Consider the following 20,913-nt stretch of genomic DNA (forward strand, 5'->3'; position numbering starts at 1 on the left):
GCCTATCCTTATGGATGGGCTGAAGGCTCCGTTCTTTTTTGGGGTAAATTCAATTGTGCTTTTTGCTGTTACTTCTTATTCACGCGGCTGCCGTTATCAAATTCGCCTTCGTATTCCAGCTTTCCATCCGCATCAAACAGCTTCCCGCGGCCTTGGGGCTCCCCATCTACAAGGGGGCCTTCATAACGCTCTCCTCTGCCCTTATACAGCTTGCCTTCTCCGTTGATCGTCTGGTTGAGATCCAGATAGGCTCCCGAAGCATCCGTAAATTCACCGTCATCCGTCAAGCCCCCATATTCGAACGTCCCCGTGTAACGGATGCCATCCGCGTAATACAATGTGCCTTGACCGTGAAACTCTCCTTCTTCAAACTCCCCTTCGTACAAGAGCCTGCCGGATTTCGTGTATTGCTTACCCGTACCGCTCCAATCTCCATATTCGAACTGCCCTTCATACAGCAGCTTGCCGTTCTCATCAAACGCTTTGCCTTGGCCCTGCTCATAGCCATTCTCGTACTGCCCTTCGTACCATTTCCGGCCGTCCGAATCCCAAGACTGACCATAGCCTTCAGGCCTTCCTTTCTTGTACTGCCCTTGATGGCTCAGCTTACCGTCTGCGCGGTAGGTTTCCCCCTGGCCCTCCATCTCCCCGTTCACAAATTCACCTTTGTAGACGCTCCCGTAGGCAAACCGGAAGATCCCATTCCCCTGCTGTGCGCCATTGTTTAACGGATTGCCTTGGGCATCCGCAAAAACACCCTGATCACCGTCGGCATAGCCGCCCTCCTTGAATGTCCCTGTGTACGTATCCCCATTATAAAAAACTAGCTTCCCCTGCCCGTCATACCGGGATTTATGGAACTGCCCTTCATAGATGACTTTGCCATCGCGATAAACAGTGCCTTGCCCTTCCCGCATGCCATTCAGAAAACCGCCGGAATAGATCAGCTTCCCTTCCCAATCATACGACTTGCCTTGGCCGCTTTTTTTCCCGTTCACATACTCCCCTTCGAACCACAGCTTCCCCTCGGAGGTATAATCTTTCCCGGCCCCCTCCCGTTTATCGGAGCTATAGCCGCCCTCGAACAGAAGCGTTCCCTTGGCATTGTAAACCTTGTTGCTGCCTTCAAGCTTGCCGTTCTTGAAATTCCCTTCGACTCTGCCAGAATCGGCATAATAATAGATCCCTTTGCCATTCGGCTGGTTATCCTGGATTTCCCCCTCAAACCGTTCTCCATTCGTGTAATAAATAACACCGCTGCCGTTCTTACCGGGCTCAACGCGCTGGCCGCTGCGGCTTTTAAACTCACCCTGATCGAATTTTCCCTTCAAGAAAGTCCCTGTATAGGTAACCCCGTCAGGAAAATACATCGTTCCTTCGGCAAACTGGTTATCTTTGAACTTGCCTTCAAACAACAAGTAGGAGGAGTCCACATAATATTTGCCCTCAAGTATAGACCCCTTGCTGACTTGGCCTTCCACGCGGTCTCCATCCTCGTAACGAACGATTCCGCTGCCGGAGCTCGCGTTTTTCACAAACGATCCGGAGAATGAGCCTCCCTTCTTGTAAAATATTTTACCGTGCCCTTGCAGCACATTGTCGGCCATTTCCCCTATGTAGTAAAGACGGCCGTCCGAATCATAAAGCCTGCCCGAGCCATTGGGCTTTCCTTTCTTGAAGCTGCCGATCCATTTGTCGCCGTCAGGATATATCAGCTTCCCGTATCCATCCAGTTCGTCGTGGACAAACGTCCCTTGCTGTACCAGCTTGTTCTGAAGGCCGTACAGCTTACCCCGTCCCTCCTTGTGCCCTTCCTTCCAGAAACCGTCATATTCCACGTCTCCGTCCAGATTGTACAGCTTGCCCGATCCATCATACTTGCCGTCACGGAAGTTCCCCGCATAGCGAAGCCGTCCTGCCGTATCATAGGTTTTCCCAAAGCCGTCCTTCACCGGAGTAACGACATACGCGGCCAGCTTGTCCTCGTTCCAGTACACCTCTTTCTTGGAGGCTTCACTAACAAAACGCAGCGGCACGAAGGTCGTCCCGTGCTTCAGCACAGGCGCGGCATCCAGCTTCACGGGTAAACCATTGATTTCAGCCTGGCTGCTGCCGGGCGTAAGTACGACGGTGAAGCCGTCTTTCGTTCCTTGAATCTGCTGTGTGGTCTCATTCCAGGTAACGGTAAGCCCCAGCTTCTCGAATATCTTTCGGAAAGGCACCAGCACCGCTCCCCCGTCATTGTACGGTGATTCCTCGAAGCGGAGCCTCTCATCGTCTACAAATACCGAGATCGGAGGCTGAAAATCGGTGAATCGTTCCGCATCAAAGCCTATTTTCACCCCCTGCTCCTGCAGCCTTTTCAATACCTCTGCAGCTGAAGGTGCAAGCGGGTTGCCCTGAAGGTATACTTCATGAAGGTTAGGGAGCTCCAGCAAAGCCCCGATTTCTTCAATTTGATTGTTTTTCAAATACAATACTTTGAGATTTTTCATGGAACGAATCGATTCAATATTGTTTAATCTGGTCTGATTCATGAACAAATTGGACAGCTCCGCCAGCTTGGTCACATCCCCCAGCTCCTCAATCGGATTCGAAGACAAATCCAATATGTCCAGCTTCTGCATCGTCCCGATCCCGGACAGATCATGAAGGCTGGTGTCGGAAATAAACAGCTGCCCCAGCTGGTTCAACCCCCACAACGGTTTTGCGTCTTCGATGGGGTTGCCGTCCAGAAATAACGTTTGGAGCTTATCCAGATTGCTCAAGGATCGCAGGTCGGATATTTGATTGCCCGTAAGATCCAGCATCGTCAGCTGCTTTAACCCGCTGATCGGATACACATCTTGTATCTGATTGTTGCGCAGCACCAATCTATTTAAACTGCTGGCATACTGCAGCCCGATAAGGTTGTCGATGCCTGCCTTGCCTTTGAAGCCGTTGGCATTCAAGGCGGTCAATCTTTGTAGTTGTTCCGGGGCGAGCTCTCCAGAGGGCTTTTTCAGCTGGACGCGAATCGCTTTCTCCAGCTGGGCATTAGGTACCAGCAAAGCCGCTTCGGCCTGAGCCGAATAGGGTAAAACTCCCCCCAGCATGACTGCAATCAGCAGAATGACTAGGGATAAACGCAGTGCTTCATGTCTTGTTGAAATGTGCATATAGGTCTCCTGTTCTAATATGTAGGTTAAGCTTGGTAATTCTACATGTAGGAAGAAATTCCTTCCAGCGAATGCAATAATACGCAAGGGCTATATTTTTTCCCATATAAAAAAAGCATGCCACGGCAGACCGGCTCGCCGACCGCGGAGCATACTTTTCAAATAAGTGCTATGTTCTACGCTAACCGCTTTACCTCGGAGCGGCAGCTTAAATAATCGTACAAGCTTAAGAACAAATCGTTTTCCACCTGGCTGCGCAGCGAGAACTTGACTTCCCCGCGCCAATAAAACGTGATCAGATGACTGCTCTTTCCCATCACCATCTCCACATCCCAGCATGGCTCTTTCAGATCGAATACCTCTTTATTCACGAACATTTTGGGACCTTCGTTTGACAAGTAAACGCCAAGCATATCTTTTCCGATCACCGCATAAAAGCCTTCCCGCGTCATCATGCTTTTATCCTCATTTACCATGTCCATCGTCCTCCTTTCCCCTAAAAAAATAATAGGACCCCCTTCGCCCAGGCAGGAGTCCGCAAGCATCTATAACGCATCACCAATTCCTTCGGCAGCTGGCTGGCGGGATCCCGGTTCGGAATCCTTCGCCCCTGTAGCTTTGCGTCACAAGCTTTCGCTTGCTTTGCCATTTATCGGGCTCTTGTAGTATGTTTTGTGTAACAAAATACGACAACATTAGCATATAAGATTGATTACAATGAATACATATATCTTTGTACCTATTTTTATCGTTTTTCCACAGCCTTAAGACCTATTTATCGGAAAGCCTAATGTCTTTTCGTATAAAACCACGTTCATACTCTCAAGCATCGGATTTTTTAATAGCAGTTTTGGCATCTGTCGAACGCCATTGAATAATTTTTATAAGCTGATCCTGCATATAGGAGGTGGAATGCTCGAATCCGCTTTCCACCCAGTAGAAAACAAGCCCAAGCAATGCATGGATGCCGTAAACGGCAAGAAGCTCTTGATCAATATCCGTATCGGAATAGATGAGCTCCTCTTGAGTAATTTGTTTCAGGGCAATAAACATTTTCTGTTTCAAGATGGGAAGTACATCGCTTTTTAATAGCACCGTGTATACACTGGAGTTCTGATACACATGTTGAAATATCATGACGGAGTTAGCGGCCAGCTCATGAATGTGAAACACTTCCACCTTTTCATAGGGGGCTCGAAACGATTCGACAAGTTTACGAATAAGCTCCGAGAACACATCGTCAAGCAGCTGATCCTTGCTTTCGTAATTGGAATAAAATGTTCCCCGATTATAGTTGGCAAGCTCGACGATTTCCGTAATCGAAATGGAATGAAACGGTTTTCGTTCCATCAGTGAAAGGAGGGCCTCCCGCAAGGCCCTTTTACTACGCAAGATACGTCGATCCGTTTTATCTGACATGCCAATCCGTCCCTTATCGTTTTATTGAACAAAACTGCCCGTTTTGTTGGGTACATAACAATGAGCTGATTTTTGATGATTGTTATTCCTTCCGGACCTTATTATACTCGAAGTAACAGATGTTCTCTATTCAACATTTGTTCATTATATCAGCTAACCTAATACTTTATAAGATTGGCTTACACAATAAAATGGGAGGTAAGGCATATGAATATGAGACTGGCAGGTAAAGTTGCTGTTGTCACAGGGGCTGCTTCAGGCATGGGCAAAGCCATCGCCGAGCTTTTCGCGGCAGAAGGCGCGCAGGTGGTTGTTTCGGACCTTCGGATTGAACCGGCTCAAGCCGTGGCGGCGGATATTGAAGCCAAGGACGGCAAAGCCATTGCAATCGCTTGTAACGTGGCAAAAGAAGAGGATGTTCAGCATTTAATCGAATCGGCTGTTCAACAATTAGGCACAGTGGATATTTTAATAAACAACGCCGGAATTATGGATAACTTCGTTCCTGCGGCAGAATTGACCGATGAGCTGTGGGACCGCGTCTTTGCAATCAATACAACAGGCCCTATGAGAACGACTCGTAAAGTGCTCCCGATATTTTTGGAGAAAAAAAGCGGCGTCATCGTCAACGTGGCCTCGGCAGGCGGACTGCAAGGCTCCCGCGCAGGAGCAGCTTACACAGCCGCCAAGCATGCTGTCGTAGGCTTCACCAAAAACGTCGGCTTTCAATATGCAAGCCTGGGCATCCGCTGCAATGCCATCGCACCCGGCGCCGTCAATACGAATATCAACACATCGATCAATTCACCGAATGCCTTTGGGATGGAGAGAGCTATGGCGGGCATCCAGATAAATCCCCGTGTAGGGACGCCGGAGGAGATTGCCAAAGTCGCTTTGTTCCTGGCATCGGATGACTCCAGCTTTGTCAATGGTACGGTTGTAACGGCGGATGCGGGATGGACAGCGTATTAGTCCGATGGCATAGGAAGCTTAGGATAAGCATCAACAAAAAAACGCCAGTCACATTAGGACTGGCGTTCTAAGCTGTCGAGAAGCATCCCGGCAGCTTTCTTTCATTATTTCAGCTATTTCAGCTCTTCGCCGACTTGAATTGTGTACAGCTGGCTCGGCTTTTGATTTACCTTCAGCTTGCCCTGATCATCGTAGCCGTCTACACCGAAGTCATTGTCATTCACGATAGCAATCGTATGCGGATCCACAACCGCCAAGCCCTCCAGCTTTTCATGAGGGTAGCCCAGCTTCGCTACATCGACAACAAGCTCCTTCGTTACCGGAACAATGCCTTGCTCCTTCACTTGGGCAACCGTCAGCTTCTCCCAGCTCTTCTCACTCGTTTCCGTTCCAAGCAGATTCGTCGCTTTGGAGAAATCCGCCTTGTAGATTCTTTTGATTTGCGCTTCATCGCCCGCATTTTTGTCACGCTCGTCCACAAGCAGCACATCCGAATTCAGTGCGGACAAGTCGCTAATGACAACGTCCTTTTGATTCACTTTCACGAAATTCGCCGCATTCTCTGCGATGTACATATATTCGCCTACCGGCTTCTTCGCTGCCAGATCGATTTTCAAAATCCGCAGGTTGCGGGAGGCTTCACCCGTCTTCTTATCCGGTACCGCCATTGGGCTTTGGATGGATGTATACAAATATTTGCCGTCCGGTGAAATCGTTACACCTTCAAAACCGCGATTCGAAATCCGGTTACTGTAAACTGCCGGCAGAATATCGTAGATTTCGCTTTGCGCCCCTGCCGCTGCAAGCTTTTCCTTCATGCCCTGCGGAACGTATCGGCCGATAATCGTACCGTCGCGTTTAATCTGTACAAGAGAAGGACGGTACTCGTCCGACAGCCAGAACGTATCATCCGAAGGACTGTAGGCAATCCCCTCCAGATCCAGGCCATCCGGGTCAAGTCCAAGCTTTTTCGTGCCGGTGCCGTCGTAAGGAACCTCGTCAGGACCTTCCAGGTTCGGCAGACCGGTAACAGCCGTCGTTTTCGTATAGGCGTCCGCTTTCCCCTCCGGCAGATGGAGCTTGATCGTCTCCAATACTTCGATGGTTCCATTCGCCGCTTTTATTTTATAAATACGGGGCACATACGTTTCATCAGGGAAAGTGCGCAGCTTGTCCTTTCCGAACTCGCCGTTAGGTCCGCGGTCTGCAAGCGTATAGAACGTATCCGCCGGATCCCCTGACATATGGAGCAAACCGGAGAAGCCGCCTTCCTTGATACCGGCTGTCAGCTCGGGAGCGTTCTTCCATTCGTGAATCCCCGTCACTTGAGGCTGCTCCTTCAAACGGATGGACTGTGTCCACTCGTTCCACTCCACCTGCTTACCCAATGCCTCGCCCAGTGCTCTTAACGGCACGTAGGTGCTTCCGTCAATCACCACGGGATTTTTATCGCTTTTGACCTCTTTACCGTCCGACAAAATCTTGAAAGGAACGGTAACGGCTTGCAGCGCATTGTCCGCGGCGCCTGCCGCTTGTACTCCTGTAAGCGTTAAAGCGGCTACACCCGCGATAAGCCATTTCTTTTTACCTAGCATGAACATGATCCCCTCCGACGAATGAACTAGAATAATTCCTATTTCTAGCATAAGTTGACACTATTCGGAGAATGTAAAGGCTATATGAAGATATTGTAAATATTTCATGTTGCCGAAGTTCAACTGGGGAGTTTTCACTTTTTTTTCCACAAAAAAAAGCGCTTGGCTCTCGCAGCCAAACGCCTTTATTTCTTAATATATTTTTGCGCCTTCTCAATCGCTTCGTCCTCGGTAGCTCCTGTTACATAACGGCCATTAATATAGATGAATGCAAATCGGGAGCAGGGTCCGCAATAAGACTTGCAGCCGACCTTAATGTCCGCATCGGGTGCGAGCTTTTGAAGCTTGGGCAGCGCGGTTTTCATTTTCATATGCTTGCACTTATCGCAGACGCGAATATCGTTCGCCATCACTTACATTTCCTTTCTTACCACATCGGAATGTCACTGCCCGCGAAAAGGTAGTAAAGGACAGCACACCCCGATTGGCATCAAACTTCCGTATAGACCAGGTTCACGCCGGAACCCGGGTGATTTAATGGTCTCCGTGGTTCCCTTTGCTCGGGTTGGTCACAGCAAAGCCTTCTTCAGGCGCATAGAAATAGTCAATGCGAACACCGTCCAGCAAAGGCTCGTCCTTTTGCAAAATAACGTCGATATTTTTGTCCGTGGATACGACTTCATCCTTCTCCGTAGGAGTATCCAGGCTCATACCGTAATGGGCGTGATCCCCGTGGCTGTGCGTCACGTATACGCGAAGCTTCAGCTCTTTGTTTTCTTCTTTTTCAAGTTCAGCAAGCAGCATCTTGGCTGCATTGCGGGAAATTTTGCAATTCATCTGTCAAACAACTCCCACTGTAAGGTTTTCTCCTTATTGTAAAGAATCACCCGCGGGAAAGCAACCCGTTGACGGCCTCCAACGATAAATCAATAGGTGAAGGGGAATAAGAATAGGGGATGACCTCCGTGTCCTTCAGCAGATGCCCTGTCAAAATGCAAGCAGCCGTTTCTTCAGGGTGAACGACTCCATCGCGGACCAGCTGCTTCAGCCCCGCTACGGGCGCCGCAGATGCCGGCTCACAGCCGATCCCGCACCGGTCGATCAAGCCCTTCGCCTCCATGATTTCTTCGTCTGTGACCGAAGCGGTTACGCCTTGGAGCTGACCAATGATGTAATGCAGCGCCTTCCGCCAGCTGGGCGGGTTGCCGATGTTCAAGGCCGAAGCGATAGTCATCGGCTGCGGTTCGGGAATGAGACTCGTATCGCCAAGGGAAACCATTCGGTGAAACGGACTCGCGCCCTCGGCTTGAATGACCGCTACCCGAGGCAGCTTCTGAATGAAGCCAAGCTGCTTCAGCTCCAGCAGGCCCTTGCCCAAAGCAGTCGCATTGCTCAGCGCGCCGCCGGGGACAACAATCCAATCGGGCAGCTCCCATCGAAGCTGATGTGCCATTTCGTACACGATGCTCTTCTGCCCTTCAATCCGGAACGGATTCATCGAATTGCAGACGTACTGGCCAAGCGGCTCGCTGTACTGCCGGCTAAAGCGGATGCCGTCATCATATGTTCCGTTGAACAAAATCAGCTCCGCCCCATAGGCGGCCGTCTGCCGAACCTTGCTCGCGGAGATATGATTGCCCGGCAAATACACGACGGAGGTACAGCCGGCTAAAGCCGCATACATGGCAAGCGAGGAGGAGGTGTTGCCTGTCGAGGTACACGTAAACCGCTCGTAGCCTAAGGATCGTCCATGGGAGACCGCTACGGTCATCCCGTTATCCTTGAAGGAGCCGCTCGGATTTTCGCTCTGGGCTTTGAGCAGCAGCTGCCGTACTCCTGTATAACGGGCTATGGTTTCCGTCGGATACAATCCGGTGTTGCCCTCGTATTTGGTTGTAATGTATGGCTCGGGAAGCTCAGGGTAAATCAGCTCCTTGTACCTCCACACGCCGCTTGCGTAGACCGTCATCCGCTCGGATAAACGGTTGTCCCAAAGCTGCTTCAGCTTCTCACTGTCGATTCCCTTCCACGGCCTGACCACCTCCAGCAGTCCACCGCACTTGCATATAAATGGATTGCCCACCATCTCTTCCTTATAAGTACTTGAGCAATTGACGCATTGAAAATAAAAACTCATCCAGGCTCCCCCTCTGTAATTTCAAAATGGATGTGCATGACTGCATGCCTTGCGTTGGCGGTCTCTTTCTTCATACAATAAGGAATGAAGTCATATAAATCTAATATATATTTTTTAGGTTTTCATAAATATCACTGATGATTTGAACAGAAAGGACACATGTGCCGATGAATTTGCACGCATTAAAATTATTTTACGAGACCGTCACCTGCGGAGGGGTAACGAAAGCAGCGGAACGGCTTCACCTGAGCCAGCCCGCCGTCACCGCCCAAATTCGCAATTTGGAGCATGAGCTGGCTATGACGCTGTTCGTCCCCAAAGGAAGAGGCGTACAGCTGACTTCTGCGGGCGAGCTTCTTTTCCGGCACGCCTCCCGCATGTTTGCGCTGGAGCGCCAGATGCTTCAAGAGCTTGCTGACTACCGCGACGGCCGCAAGGGAACGCTGAGAATCAGCGCAACCTATTTGCCTGCCAATTACATGCTTCCCGCCTGGATGGCAGCTTACAAACAAACCAACGATTTATTACATATTGCCTTGACCACGGCCAATTCGAGAACGGCGTATCAGCAGCTGCTTCACTACGAAGCCGACCTGGCTTTCATCGGCGGCAGCAAGGACATGCCGGAAGGGGTCCAACGGGAAGAGCTGATGGAGGACGAGCTGTGGTTTATCGTCCCCGCGAATCACCGCTTGGCCGGAAAAACCGTGGAGCTGGAGGAAATGATGAGGGAGCCGTTTATTTTGCGGGAGGAGGGCAGCTCATCCAGAGAGAAGCTGCTTGCGCTGTGCAGGCTTCATCAAATCCATCTACCTGCCGCAGGTCTCCAATTCAATGGCCTGAATGAGACCATCCGTGCGATAGCGGCCGGTTACGGCGCAGGCTTCTTCTCTGCGATGGAGGTGGATGACGCGATCCGTCTTGGCTCGGTGGCCCGGGTATATGTCAAACAGGCCGAGTTAAGCAATCCCATTGCCGTTTGCACCAGGTCTAATGAAGAGCTCTCTCCTTTGGCGCAAGCCTTCCTGGAATGGATACGGGAAAAAGTATTATTAACCATTGGACAATAATGAAAGTTTTCTCTATTATGTTTTATTGGAGATAAGGAGTGTTCACATTGGCAACTAACAACAAACAGCAATCCCCGGACCAATTACGCAGAGGTCTCAATTCCAGGCACATGACGATGATTGCGCTGGGCGGATCCATCGGAACCGGCCTGTTTCTGGCGAGCGGCGGAGCCATTCATACAGCGGGTCCAGGCGGTGCACTTCTGGCCTATTTTGTTATCGGGATCATGGTTTACTTTCTGGTCACAAGCCTTGGAGAGATGGCTGCCTACTTGCCGGTATCCGGTACGTTCAGTACATACGCCTCGCGGTTCATCGACCCCTCGCTCGGCTTTGCACTCGGCTGGAATTACTGGTACAACTGGGCAATTACCATTGCGGCCGAGCTGTCAGCGGCTACGCTAATCATGAAGTTCTGGTTTCCGGACAGCTCATCCTTCTTATGGAGCGCACTGTTCCTTTTACTGATGATCGGCTTGAATCTGCTGTCGGTTAAAGCTTACGGGGAGTCCGAATTCTGGTTCGCCCTGATTAAGGTCGTCACCGTCATCATCTTTATTGTCATCGGTCTCATGATGATTGTCGGCATCTTTCAATCGACAGGGCCTGTAGGCTTCCGCAACTTTACAATCGGGGACGCGCCGTTTCCCGGGGGCTTCCTCGCTGCGCTGAGCGTATTTATGGCGGCCGGCTTCTCCTTCCAGGGGACCGAGCTCGTCGGCGTAACCGCAGGGGAGAGCGACAACCCGAGAGAAAATGTGCCGCGGTCCATTCGATCCGTATTTTGGCGGATCGTACTCTTTTACATGATGGCCATTTTCATTATCGGCCTGCTTGTCCCTTATACGAGCGACAACTTAGCCAGCGATAGTGTGGCTATGAGCCCCTTCACCATGGTGTTCGAGAAGGCCGGGTTAAGCATCGCGGCATCGGTGATGAATGCAGTAATTCTGACTTCGGTGCTGTCCGCGGGCAATTCGGGCATGTACGCTTCCACCCGGATGCTGTGGGCGTTGGCCAAGGAAGGCAAAGCCCCCCGCTTCCTGCAGCGGCTCAACCGTTACGGCGTCCCGGTCTATGCACTCATCGCTACGGGTATGCTGGGGATGTTCGCGTTCCTGTCCTCCTCCTTCGGTGACGGCGTCGTGTATACATGGCTGCTGAACGCCTCCGGCATGTCGGGCTTTATCGCCTGGCTCGGAATCGCCGCAAGCCATTATCGTTTCCGCAAAGCGTTCGTGGCTCAGGGGCATTCCCTGCAGGAGCTGCCGTACCGCGCCAAATGGTTCCCCTTCGGGCCTTGGCTTGCCGGGGTGCTTTGCGCCATCGTCATTGTCGGTCAATGTATGGGAGCCATCAAGGACGGCCAGATCGATTGGGCGTACCTGTTTGCCTCGTATATCGGGATTCCGCTGTTCCTTGTCTTCTGGCTGGGCTATAAGTGGAAGCACAAGACCAAGGTGCTGTCTCTGGAGGAGTGCAGCTTCGATGATGCTGCAAAGATGTAAATAGAACCACCCGAGGGAGGCGCCGTGCGAGGGTTGAAGCGGCTGCTTCCCTTTTTGCCATACAAAGTGCCACCAAATGCTAAGTCTTGCTATTTTATTCTCAGTTCTTTAGTATGGATAGTAGTGAGATCCTATTTCCCTTATTGCAGGATAGATATCTAGTAACCTGTAAGTAATAAGCTATGTAGGAAAGGATGAAGAATGAATGTCTATGCCTGAAAGCGGAACCACCAGCAAAATGCTCGCGCAAACAAACAACTACGTGCCCAAACAACCTACCCACATCGAGTGCTCTATTGAAAAAACGTTGGACGCGATAGGCGGCAAATGGTCGTTTCTCGTGCTTCGGGAGCTGTTTGGAGGAACCAAACGATTTGGAGAATTGCAAAAGAAAATCAAAGCGATCAGCCCTAAATCCTTGACCGAGACGCTTCGTCATCTTGAGGAGGAAGGCGTGCTGGAGCGCACAGCATACCCCACCGTGCCCGTCACCGTAGAATACACCTTAACACCTAAAGGGCAGGATCTTCACCAGATACTGAAGGAAATGAAGCTTTGGGCCGCCAAATGGTCTTAACAAGCCGAGTCCTATCTCTATAGCTTACGAGGTGCTTGAATGATAGCGTTTTACCGCAAATATTGGAAAACTGTTTTTGACATTGGACTGCTGCTGCTGACAGTCTATCTGTTCATGCTGCTGTTCAGCTATTTGTACCGGATTGCCACTCCGATTTTTCTCGCTTTCGTCGTTTATTTAATCATTGAGCCGTTAGCGCGCTTTCTGCACCGAAAGGGGATGGGCAAAAGTATCGCAACCGCTATCTCAACGGTGTTGTTCGTACTGGTCCTTCTCGGCCTCATCACCGGAGTCGGAGCTATTTTCACAAGTCAAATTCTTAATTTGATCGATAAGCTTCCGGGCTATTCGGCCGTGATGCAAAAGGAAATTTTGCTCAAAACTGATTTTCTTCATAACCGGCTGGATGCGCTGCCTGATGATGTCGTTCAAAAAATTACCGATTATTCCGCACAGCTTACCGCCAAGATCACGGCATTGGCAGGCCATTTCCTGACCAGCACCTTCACGATGCTGTCGAGCTTTTCCACCTTTGTCGTGAATTTCGTCATTGCTATCATTCTTGCTTACTTCCTCAGTATTGAGATTGAGTCCTGGAAACGGATGGCAAAGGAACATACGCCCAAAACGTTCAAATCGGCGTTTCTTTTTTTGAAGGATAACGTGCTTAAAGGGATTGTCGGCTATTTAAAATCCCAGATGAAGCTCATCAGCCTGACGTTCATCGTTATTTTCATCGCTCTGCTTGCCTTGAATGTGAAAAATGCGTTCTCGATCGCCCTGCTGTCGGCTATTTTCGACGTTCTGCCCCTGCTCGGCGTATCGACACTGTTCATTCCGTGGATTATTTACTTATTCGTGGTCGGACAAACGCTGCTTGCCACCTGGCTGTCCGTTCTGCTTGTGGTCGTGATCCTGGTAAGGCAAATTATGGAGCCCAAAATTACCGGGGATTCGCTTGGCGTATCGGCTTTTACCATGCTGTCCTTTATGATGATTTCCTTGTCCTTGTTCGGGGTAGCCGGTCTGATCCTATCGCCTGTGCTGATTATTACGATCAAGGCTCTGTATGAGCAAGGCTATCTCCAGCGCTGGATCCGTTGGCCGGAGGGCGAGTAGTCCAACACAGCCGGCAGCGCCGTCCTTCAAGGGCCGGGGCACGTTTGTCAGAGTGGCTGCAGTCCAGCATATATAAGATAAACACAATTTAAGGACCGCTCCCCGGAAGGGAAACGGTCCTTTGCTTTACTTTGCTTATGCCCGGCAGTACGTCCAGTTTTATAAGAAGCATGCCGTGCCGCACCTGAGTGAAACTGCCTTGCTTTGGATGAGCTTGTGCTCCATTACCTGCTGCATTGTAATGCATTAGGTGCTGTACTGCTGGCTCCAACTATCTCGTCAAATATTTACGTTCAACCCGATCCGTGAAAAAGTTCATTAAAAAGAGCGTCACTGCAATGTCATCCACCGGGATCCAAGGCAGCACATCCGGCATAACCCAATAGACGATGACCGGGATGGCAAAGAGCAGTTTTTCCCCTAAAGGCACCTTCGGAGAAGTCAATAAAGGACCGATGCGCCGAAATACATGCCCCCAATGACGCAAGGATAACAATCGTCTCCACATGTCCATCCCTCCTCTAAAAAAGCCCGGTAAGCGATTGCCCGGTGCGGCGAACGCTGGCGCTTCCCCAGAACCATCCCACTCGCTCCGCTGCTTATTCGCCGGACTTCCAACGGTATTCTCGGCAGCCTACCGTTCGACAGACTGCTCTCTTATCAGTATACCGCTAGAGTCGGTTAAATCCAAATCATTCATGCTGTTAAACAATCAAGCCCTCAATAAGCAAGCCTATCACGTCGTCATAGATCGAACGGAATTGTGAAATGGGCAGCGGATTCGTCCCGATTCCCGCTTCCACAGTGAAGCCCGGACGGCGGTACTGCTGGATAAACCAATCCTTATATCCCGCATCGCTTTCGGGAAGCTTGATCGCCCGGTAGCGGCTAACCTGGGCGAGCCGATTCGCAATCGTTTCGGACTCGGGCGGCTCCAAATCCCGATAATTCCAATAAATCTCTTGCCCTTGCGTGTGGAAGGCGATCACGAGCCGAAAGTCATGCGCTTGGGTAAAATCGGCAATTGCTTTCGCTTCAGGCTCGCTTAGCGGAGTTTCCCCCGTATAATCTCTCGGGCCGGGTCCGGCTACTTCCCTGCGGTCGCGCTCCAGCTCCCAATTCGCCGGAAATTGGTCATTCAAGTCCACTCCCCGAATGTTGGCTTTCCACCCCGAAAAGTCTCTCGAGCCAAAGTTCCATTCCAGCAGCTGCATGTAATAAGGATGGGTTGGCATGGCCCCCTCTTGAACCAGCTCTACCCCGTCCGGATTGACCATCGGTACGACCCATAATGAGGTCTCCTCATAGAGCACTTTCATATTTTTCCCCCGCAGCAGTCCCGATCCGGTGAACGCATTGGCGTAATCCTCAAGAAACTTCATAAGCAGAAGCGTAGTGATCCATTCATTCGCGTGAAACGAGCCGTTGTAATGGACCTGCTTGGGTCCTGTACCGATACGGATAACAGGAATTGGTTTGCCCAATACACTGTTTCCGATAGAATCGGCCTGCAGGAACGGGTATCTTTGTCCCAGCAGACCGATATCCTCCAGCAATTCGACATACCCGTAATCATTCGTGGTGTCCACGATGTCCATACCCTTGCTGAGCGGCAGCACGATGATCTGTCCAATCAGCAGCCTCCTCGGGTTCACACCCGGATTCGCTGCCAGCAAATCCGTTAAGGAAATACGAAACCGGTGAGCGATATCGTAAAAGGTATCCCCTGCTTGAATTACATACTTCGGCACCTCGGGGAGCTGGAGCTGAATCACCTGTCCGGGGTAAATATACCTTTGTCCTTTTAATTGGGGATTGACGCTATAAATAGAATCCGTATGAATATTGTAACGCCGGGCAATGCGGAACAGTGTGTCGCCCTTTTGAACCACGTACGAATAAACCATCCTTCCAAGTCCCCCTCTCCGACTCTTGGCGGTTAACCTTATATGTATGCCGGAGCATGCAAAAAAAGACGACCCCCGTTATGGCCTGGGGCATCGTCTCTTGCGGTTTACTTAAATGATATGAGGGACTTGCCAAACGACAGGGGTCACGCGAATTTGCTCGTTCAGCCAGGTCTGGGCAATTTTCTTGAACATCGCCGGATCGCCGCTGCAAAAAAACTGATGTACGGGCATAGGATTCGAGGTCGCCAGCATACCCTTATGATATAAAATCGTGCTGATCTCCCTCGCCGTCTCATCCGCAGAGCTAATCAAGGTAACGTTGGGGCCCATCACATCCGCGATGACGTCTGACAAAAACGGATAATGCGTGCACCCCAGAATCAGGCAATCCATAGGGATTTGCCGCAGGTCCTGAAGCGATTTCTCAACGACACTCCGCGTTTGATCCGTTCGGAACAATCCTTTTTCCACAAGGGGTACGAACAAAGGACAAGGCTGGCTGACCACTTGAATATGCGGCGATATTTGGCGAAGCGCCAGCTCGTATGCACTGCTTTTGATCGTTCCTTCGGTTCCGATGACACCGACTTTACCAGATTGTGTCGTTTTGATAGCTGCGCGGGCACCCGGATGGATGACTCCGACAACGGGAATCGACAGGCGGGCACGAATTTCATCCAACGCGACGGCTGTTGCGGTATTGCAGGCGATAACAATCATTTTCGGTTGAAATTGCAGCAAATAATCGACGATTTGGTGTGTGAATTCAATCACTTCATGGGGTGATCTTGGTCCATAAGGAGTGCGGGCCGTGTCGCCGAAATAAATGATTTTTTCTTGCGGGAGCTGGCGCATGACTTCTTTGGCCACGGTAAGCCCGCCTACTCCGGAATCCAATATGGCTATCGCTTGCTGCACAAGATCTCGCTTCCTTTGTCTGTAAATTCATAATACGCGCTATGCTTCTAATAGAATATGAGTGTAGAAGCGGAAAGGTACCGCACTAACTATGTATAGGCTGCATCAATTTATCATACCAGAAGTGTGGGCCTGTTTCCATCCTATCAGCCTATTATTAGCATCCGTCAGCGAGTTGCAGCTGGAAGGATAGAGCTGGGAAGAACGCCCTGCAGGCGTCCTTGGCTAACAAATTACGTTTGTGCTTGGGGAAGGAGACCCCACACCTGACTCCCTACGTTCTACTCTGTGCTTTGTGCTGGCGTTGGCACAAAAATAGCGCTGCCCTCGCGATTTGCGAAATGACAGCGCTATGGAAACCTGCTTTGATTTATCCATCGCCTGGTTGAACTGAATTCAATTGCCGGAACGGATTAACCGATTGACCTGCACCCGAAGGCATGCTCCCGGAAGGAACCCCCTCCTGCTCAAGCAGCGGCTTCAGCAGGTTTTTCCATGGCCAGCTCGCCTCGCCCAGCATCGCCTGCTCTACGATAGCCTTGACGTCAGCCGGGAGCTCCGCCAGCCCCATAGCCAGGTTGAGGCTGCTTTTCAGCGCATGCCACAGCCTGCTTTCCTCGATGCCGTACCGATCGGCTACCGCTTCGAGAATCGAATACAAATTCACCTGGATACCTAGCGTTTGCAAATAAAACAAGAGCTTCTGAGGGGTCTCGTTATATAAGGAATTCGGATAGCCCGGCTTCATCTTATAGCAGGGATCACTCAGTCCGTGCTCATTCATCCACGGCAGGTGCAGCCGGACAGAATCGTGATCGCGAAGCAGCATCCCGGATACGTGTCCATGCTTCACAATGAGCAGCGCATTTTGTCCATGTATTTCCGGCATGACCCCAAGTCGGAACAGCCGCAAGCACAGATGAAGAAAGTGAAGGCATACCTCACCAAATAAAGACTCGGCTCCCGCTTCATTTATCTGCATTCCTTTCATCTGCATCCATGCATCCAGCACATGTGTGCCGTTTGGTGCATGGACCGCCAACGCTGACATCGGCACGAGCACCGTTCCTTCCGAATCTATGATTTCGGAAGGATAGGTTCGAATCAGGGCCGATAAGTGTCTCGGCGGATCGTCAAAAAAATCCGCTGATTCCGGCAGATAAGCCCACCAATTCGTCTCGTCGCACAAGCTCAGCCGCTCCTTCAGCACGGCGTCACGCTGCCTGGCTTGCTCCAGCAGACGCTGGCCCCGCTCCCCGTTCATCATATGAACAGCGGGCAGGTAACGGACCGCGCCAAGCGACACGATTCCTAGCGGCAGCTTCACATGTGCCGCGCCTCCTCCTGCCGGAGCCAAGGAGCGTGCGGAGGAGGTGGCATAGTATGCGCCGGCTGCCGCATGCAGCGGCACAAAATCCCCAGCTGCCAGCTCGCTTGCCAGCAGCTTCGGCAGTATAACGGCTAGCTGCCAAGGATGAACGGGCAGCGCTATATATTGCTCCTCCGGCAGCTCGAGGCGCTGCATAGCCTCCCGAAGCAGACTGCGCTCCTCTGAGCTCAGCAGCAGATCCGCCGGGCAGGTGATCGAGGCCAATTCGGCCTCCCTAAGCCCGCCGCTGTGCAGCAGATGCTGGCGCTGCACTGCGATCCATTGCAGAGTGACCGGCTGCCCGGATTCTGCGCTATAGCGGTGATAGTCCGCCTGCGTCCAGCCCCCTTTGGCTTTAGCAACCGGATGAAACGGGCGATCCCGGAGCGCTGCCAGCCGTTCAAGACCTGCCAAATCCTCCAGCCGTGGCAGGCTCCCCCCCGCTGTGGACAGGGAATGCTCTTCTCGCGTCCATCGGGTTTGCTCAAGCGTCAGCTGGAGCAGCTTCGTCAATCGGGTCGCTCCGTTTTCCGGCTCTCCTTCCGGTTGAAGTCCATTCGACGGGAATAACGCTTCGGTCACACGCTTCCATACTTCCATCACTCCGATGCGGGCCGGTATGGCCCCCGGAGCAGTGGGAACCTCGTATACTCCCCCGCCAGTCACATACCGGTAAGCCTGGACGATGGCTGGCCGGACCGGGAACACAAGCTGATGCCCCTCCTGGCGGTGACTCGACCAACGAAGCAGCCTGACGTAATCCGCTGCCTTCCTTCCCCGATCGGAATTCTGATCCGGATCCCGATTCAGGTTCGCGTTCCATTCCAACAGACGGCTATCTGTATTCAGCTGGGCTGCGTCCACAATTTCCACGCGGCCCCCTGCTTCCCACAAGCCTTCCGCCAAAAGCGCATTGACGAGATCGGATAAAATCCGTTCCTCCGCCTGCTGCAGAGGGCTCTGTTCTTGCACCCCCGCTGAAGCAGGCTCGGACCTGTTATCGCTTTGGAGCGGCTCTGTAACGGCCTCCTTCATCTCCTTGTACCTCCTTCCTTATCAGCTTGGCTCAATAAAAATATGCTCCGGATGATCATGGCTTAAAAAATCATGGGCCGATATCGTCCAGCCGTACGCCCCGGTGTACCGGAACAGCAGGACGTCTCCGACACGCAGCCGGGACACCCGAACGTCCTTCGCGAGTACATCCTTCGGCGTGCACAGCTCGCCGGCGGCCGTAATCTCCACATCGCGGACCTCAGGCCTTTCAAACGGATAGTCCCACTTATCCAAAGGGACGATATCGAACGGATGGCTGTGCTGCCAGGCGCCCGGAAGCCGGAAATGGTGCGAGCCGCCCCGGAGAATCGCGTAGTGCTTGCCGTGATTGCACTTCAAATCAATCACCTCTGCGGCATAATAGCCGCATGCAGCTGCCAAATAGCGTCCGGGCTCAAATACAAGCTCAACGCCGGGAAGCCGCTGCGCTTCCAATACTTTTTGCAGCGCCTCAATGAAAACAGGCCACTCAAACTTACACTCCAAGTCCGTATAAGAAATGCCGAAGCCTCCGCCCGCATTCAGATAGCGGAGCTCCAGCCCGTAACGGGTCTGCCATTCCTGGACGCGAGCCCAGTACACGGATACGAGCTTGGCATGTAAACGGGCATCCAAATTATTCGAGATCGAATGCAGATGAAAGCCTTCCAGCTGCACATGCGGCAAGGCAGCCGCAAGCTCAATAGCACGGCCCGCCTGCTCCTCGTCAACTCCGAACTGGGTCGGGCGGCCTGCCATCACCAGGGTAGCCTCCGGGAAGGAAGCTCTCAGGTTGACACGAAGAAGGACGGAGGCCTTCTTCCCGAGCTTTCCTGCGATATGGGATATGCGCCGCAGCTCATGCGTGCTTTCCGCGTGAATTAGCGTCACACCGAGATCAAGCGCTTCGCTGATCTCCGAATCTTTTTTGCCCGGACCGCCGAAAATAACCGGAATATCCGCAGAAACATGCCGAACCTTGCGTATTTCTCCAATCGATGCCGTTTCGAAGCCGTGCACGATAGGCACCAAGGCTTCCAGCAGCTCCCGGGTCGGATTCGCTTTCATTGCATAAAACAGACGGCAGCCTTCCGGCAGCGTGCTGACGCATGTTCTCACATGCTCCCGAAGAGCCTGCATATCATACAGGAAAGCGCACACCGGCTCCGGACGCTCCTGTTTCCACTGTTCTATGCGGCTAATGACCTTATGATCTTCCGTAACCAACGGATTCATTGAATTTCATCCACACCTTTCCTTGTGTACTGACGGCTTGCAGAGCCGCTCATTTTTCCGCTTCATGCGCCAGCCTGACAAGCGATGCAGCGCTGCTTCACGGAGGCCGAACGCTTACTCCCGCTCAGGCTGGAACGCCTGCAGATGTGATCTCAAAGCGCGAAACGATACGCCCCGTTCGTCTCCCAGCACGAAAGCCTTCACGCCAAGCTGCTGCCAATCCGTATAATCCTCAGCTGCGCGCGGAATGGCACAATAAGGCACCCCTGCTTGCCTGGAGGCGGTGAACAGCTGCCGCAGCCCTTCTTTCACCCGGGGCGAGCGGGTCTGCCATGGAATGCCGTACGACTGCGATAAGTCCGCAGCCCCCTCCAGAACCATGTCGATCCCGGGAACCGATAAAATGGCCTCCGCCTGCTCTACACCCTTCCTGCTCTCGATCATGGGAACGACCATCACTTCCTCGTTCGCCCTTGCAATATATTGCGTCAAATCATACTTGCCGAAGGTTCCGGCGCGTCCGCTGTTCAAGCTTCTGCTGCCTAGCGGACCGTATCTGCAAGCACGGACGATAAGCTCCGCCTGCTCGCGGGTTTCCACATGAGGAACGACAATGCCCATGGCCCCGGCATCAAGAGCACGCAGCATTTCCTTCGGGTTCGGTTCGCTGACGCGTACCAACGCCGTCAGTCCGGCCACCTCGGCGGCCCGGATCATATGCTCCAGCGTCTCCGGATTGACCAGCACATGCTCCGTATCGATAATGATAAAATCAAAACCGGCGCAGCCGACCATCTCGACGACAACGGGCGAGGGAATCGAACCGATCAAGCCGAACACGGTTTCCCCAAGCCCGAGCTTTTGCTTCAAACGATTTTCTTTCAGCATCG

The 20,913-nt window shown here is 52.0% G+C and carries 18 protein-coding genes and 1 riboswitch; of the genes, 5 read left to right on the forward strand and 13 right to left on the reverse strand.

The features are described 5' to 3' along the window. Positions 1-68: 68 nt before the first annotated feature. The 3 genes from CF651_RS22290 to CF651_RS22300 form a co-directional block, all read right to left on the reverse strand. Positions 69-3,158 carry a stalk domain-containing protein gene (locus CF651_RS22290; RefSeq protein ID WP_094017081.1) on the reverse strand — a complete coding sequence of 1,030 codons (3,090 nt, stop codon included), beginning with the start codon at positions 3,156-3,158 and terminating at the stop codon, positions 69-71. 176 nt (positions 3,159-3,334) lie between these two features. Then, positions 3,335-3,634 carry a hypothetical protein gene (locus CF651_RS22295; protein WP_094017082.1) on the reverse strand — a complete coding sequence of 100 codons (300 nt, stop codon included), beginning with the start codon at positions 3,632-3,634 and terminating at the stop codon, positions 3,335-3,337. A gap of 90 nt (positions 3,635-3,724) precedes the next feature. Then, positions 3,725-3,815: riboswitch (cyclic di-GMP riboswitch) on the reverse strand. A gap of 165 nt (positions 3,816-3,980) precedes the next feature. Beyond that, positions 3,981-4,577: a TetR/AcrR family transcriptional regulator gene (locus CF651_RS22300; RefSeq protein WP_094017083.1), complete on the reverse strand. Its 597-nt coding sequence runs from the start codon at positions 4,575-4,577 to the stop codon at positions 3,981-3,983. 213 nt (positions 4,578-4,790) lie between these two features. Between CF651_RS22300 and CF651_RS22305 the strand changes: the two genes are divergently transcribed. Continuing rightward, positions 4,791-5,549 carry an SDR family oxidoreductase gene (locus CF651_RS22305; RefSeq protein ID WP_094017113.1) on the forward strand — a complete coding sequence of 253 codons (759 nt, stop codon included), beginning with the start codon at positions 4,791-4,793 and terminating at the stop codon, positions 5,547-5,549. Positions 5,550-5,662: 113 nt separating this feature from the next. Here CF651_RS22305 and CF651_RS22310 read toward each other — a convergent pair whose 3' ends face one another. The 4 genes from CF651_RS22310 to thrC form a co-directional block, all read right to left on the reverse strand. Further along, positions 5,663-7,144, reverse strand: coding sequence for an esterase-like activity of phytase family protein (locus CF651_RS22310; RefSeq protein ID WP_245856094.1), 1,482 nt, complete (start codon positions 7,142-7,144; stop codon positions 5,663-5,665). Between the two features lie 185 nt (positions 7,145-7,329). Continuing rightward, a complete protein-coding gene (locus tag CF651_RS22315) occupies positions 7,330-7,554 on the reverse strand; it encodes a YuzB family protein (RefSeq protein ID WP_094017085.1) in 225 nt (74 codons plus the stop codon). A 124-nt stretch (positions 7,555-7,678) separates the two neighbouring features. Next, positions 7,679-7,981, reverse strand: a complete 303-nt coding sequence (locus tag CF651_RS22320) for a heme biosynthesis protein HemY (RefSeq protein WP_094017086.1) — start codon at positions 7,979-7,981, stop codon at positions 7,679-7,681. A 46-nt stretch (positions 7,982-8,027) separates the two neighbouring features. Beyond that, entirely contained in the window at positions 8,028-9,281 is a 1,254-nt protein-coding gene (gene thrC / locus CF651_RS22325; protein WP_425436298.1) for a threonine synthase, read from the reverse strand. A 167-nt stretch (positions 9,282-9,448) separates the two neighbouring features. Here thrC and CF651_RS22330 point away from each other — a divergent pair, with 167 nt between their 5' ends. The 4 genes from CF651_RS22330 to ytvI all read left to right on the forward strand — a co-directional run bounded on the left by CF651_RS22330 (position 9,449) and on the right by ytvI (position 13,555). Beyond that, positions 9,449-10,351 (forward strand): LysR family transcriptional regulator, encoded by a 903-nt coding sequence (locus CF651_RS22330; protein WP_094017087.1) that lies wholly within the window; start codon positions 9,449-9,451, stop codon positions 10,349-10,351. Positions 10,352-10,461: 110 nt separating this feature from the next. Further along, positions 10,462-11,859 carry an amino acid permease gene (locus CF651_RS22335; protein ID WP_094017115.1) on the forward strand — a complete coding sequence of 466 codons (1,398 nt, stop codon included), beginning with the start codon at positions 10,462-10,464 and terminating at the stop codon, positions 11,857-11,859. 211 nt (positions 11,860-12,070) lie between these two features. Next, positions 12,071-12,436 carry a winged helix-turn-helix transcriptional regulator gene (locus CF651_RS22340; RefSeq protein WP_425436300.1) on the forward strand — a complete coding sequence of 122 codons (366 nt, stop codon included), beginning with the start codon at positions 12,071-12,073 and terminating at the stop codon, positions 12,434-12,436. Positions 12,437-12,475: 39 nt separating this feature from the next. Continuing rightward, positions 12,476-13,555: a sporulation integral membrane protein YtvI gene (ytvI, locus tag CF651_RS22345; protein WP_094017089.1), complete on the forward strand. Its 1,080-nt coding sequence runs from the start codon at positions 12,476-12,478 to the stop codon at positions 13,553-13,555. Positions 13,556-13,826: 271 nt separating this feature from the next. Here ytvI and CF651_RS22350 read toward each other — a convergent pair whose 3' ends face one another. From CF651_RS22350 to CF651_RS22375, 6 genes are all read right to left on the reverse strand, one after another. Continuing rightward, positions 13,827-14,063 carry a hypothetical protein gene (locus tag CF651_RS22350; protein ID WP_094017090.1) on the reverse strand — a complete coding sequence of 79 codons (237 nt, stop codon included), beginning with the start codon at positions 14,061-14,063 and terminating at the stop codon, positions 13,827-13,829. A gap of 196 nt (positions 14,064-14,259) precedes the next feature. Beyond that, positions 14,260-15,462, reverse strand: a complete 1,203-nt coding sequence (locus CF651_RS22355) for a M14 family metallopeptidase (RefSeq protein WP_094017091.1) — start codon at positions 15,460-15,462, stop codon at positions 14,260-14,262. Positions 15,463-15,573: 111 nt separating this feature from the next. Then, the gene (gene racE / locus CF651_RS22360) at positions 15,574-16,383 is read right to left on the reverse strand and encodes a glutamate racemase (protein WP_094017092.1); all 810 of its coding nucleotides are present in this window, start codon (positions 16,381-16,383) and stop codon (positions 15,574-15,576) included. Positions 16,384-16,753: 370 nt separating this feature from the next. After that, on the reverse strand, positions 16,754-18,787 hold the full coding sequence (locus tag CF651_RS22365; protein WP_094017093.1) for an IucA/IucC family protein: 2,034 nt from the start codon (positions 18,785-18,787) through the stop codon (positions 16,754-16,756). Positions 18,788-18,808: 21 nt separating this feature from the next. Further along, the gene (locus CF651_RS22370) at positions 18,809-20,023 is read right to left on the reverse strand and encodes a type III PLP-dependent enzyme (protein ID WP_094017094.1); all 1,215 of its coding nucleotides are present in this window, start codon (positions 20,021-20,023) and stop codon (positions 18,809-18,811) included. A 114-nt stretch (positions 20,024-20,137) separates the two neighbouring features. Next, a complete protein-coding gene (locus tag CF651_RS22375; RefSeq protein WP_094017095.1) occupies positions 20,138-20,911 on the reverse strand; it encodes an HpcH/HpaI aldolase family protein in 774 nt (257 codons plus the stop codon). Between the last annotated feature and the right edge of the window lie 2 nt (positions 20,912-20,913).

The organism is Paenibacillus rigui (assembly GCF_002234615.1).
GTDB lineage: Bacteria > Bacillota > Bacilli > Paenibacillales > NBRC-103111 > Paenibacillus_S > Paenibacillus_S rigui.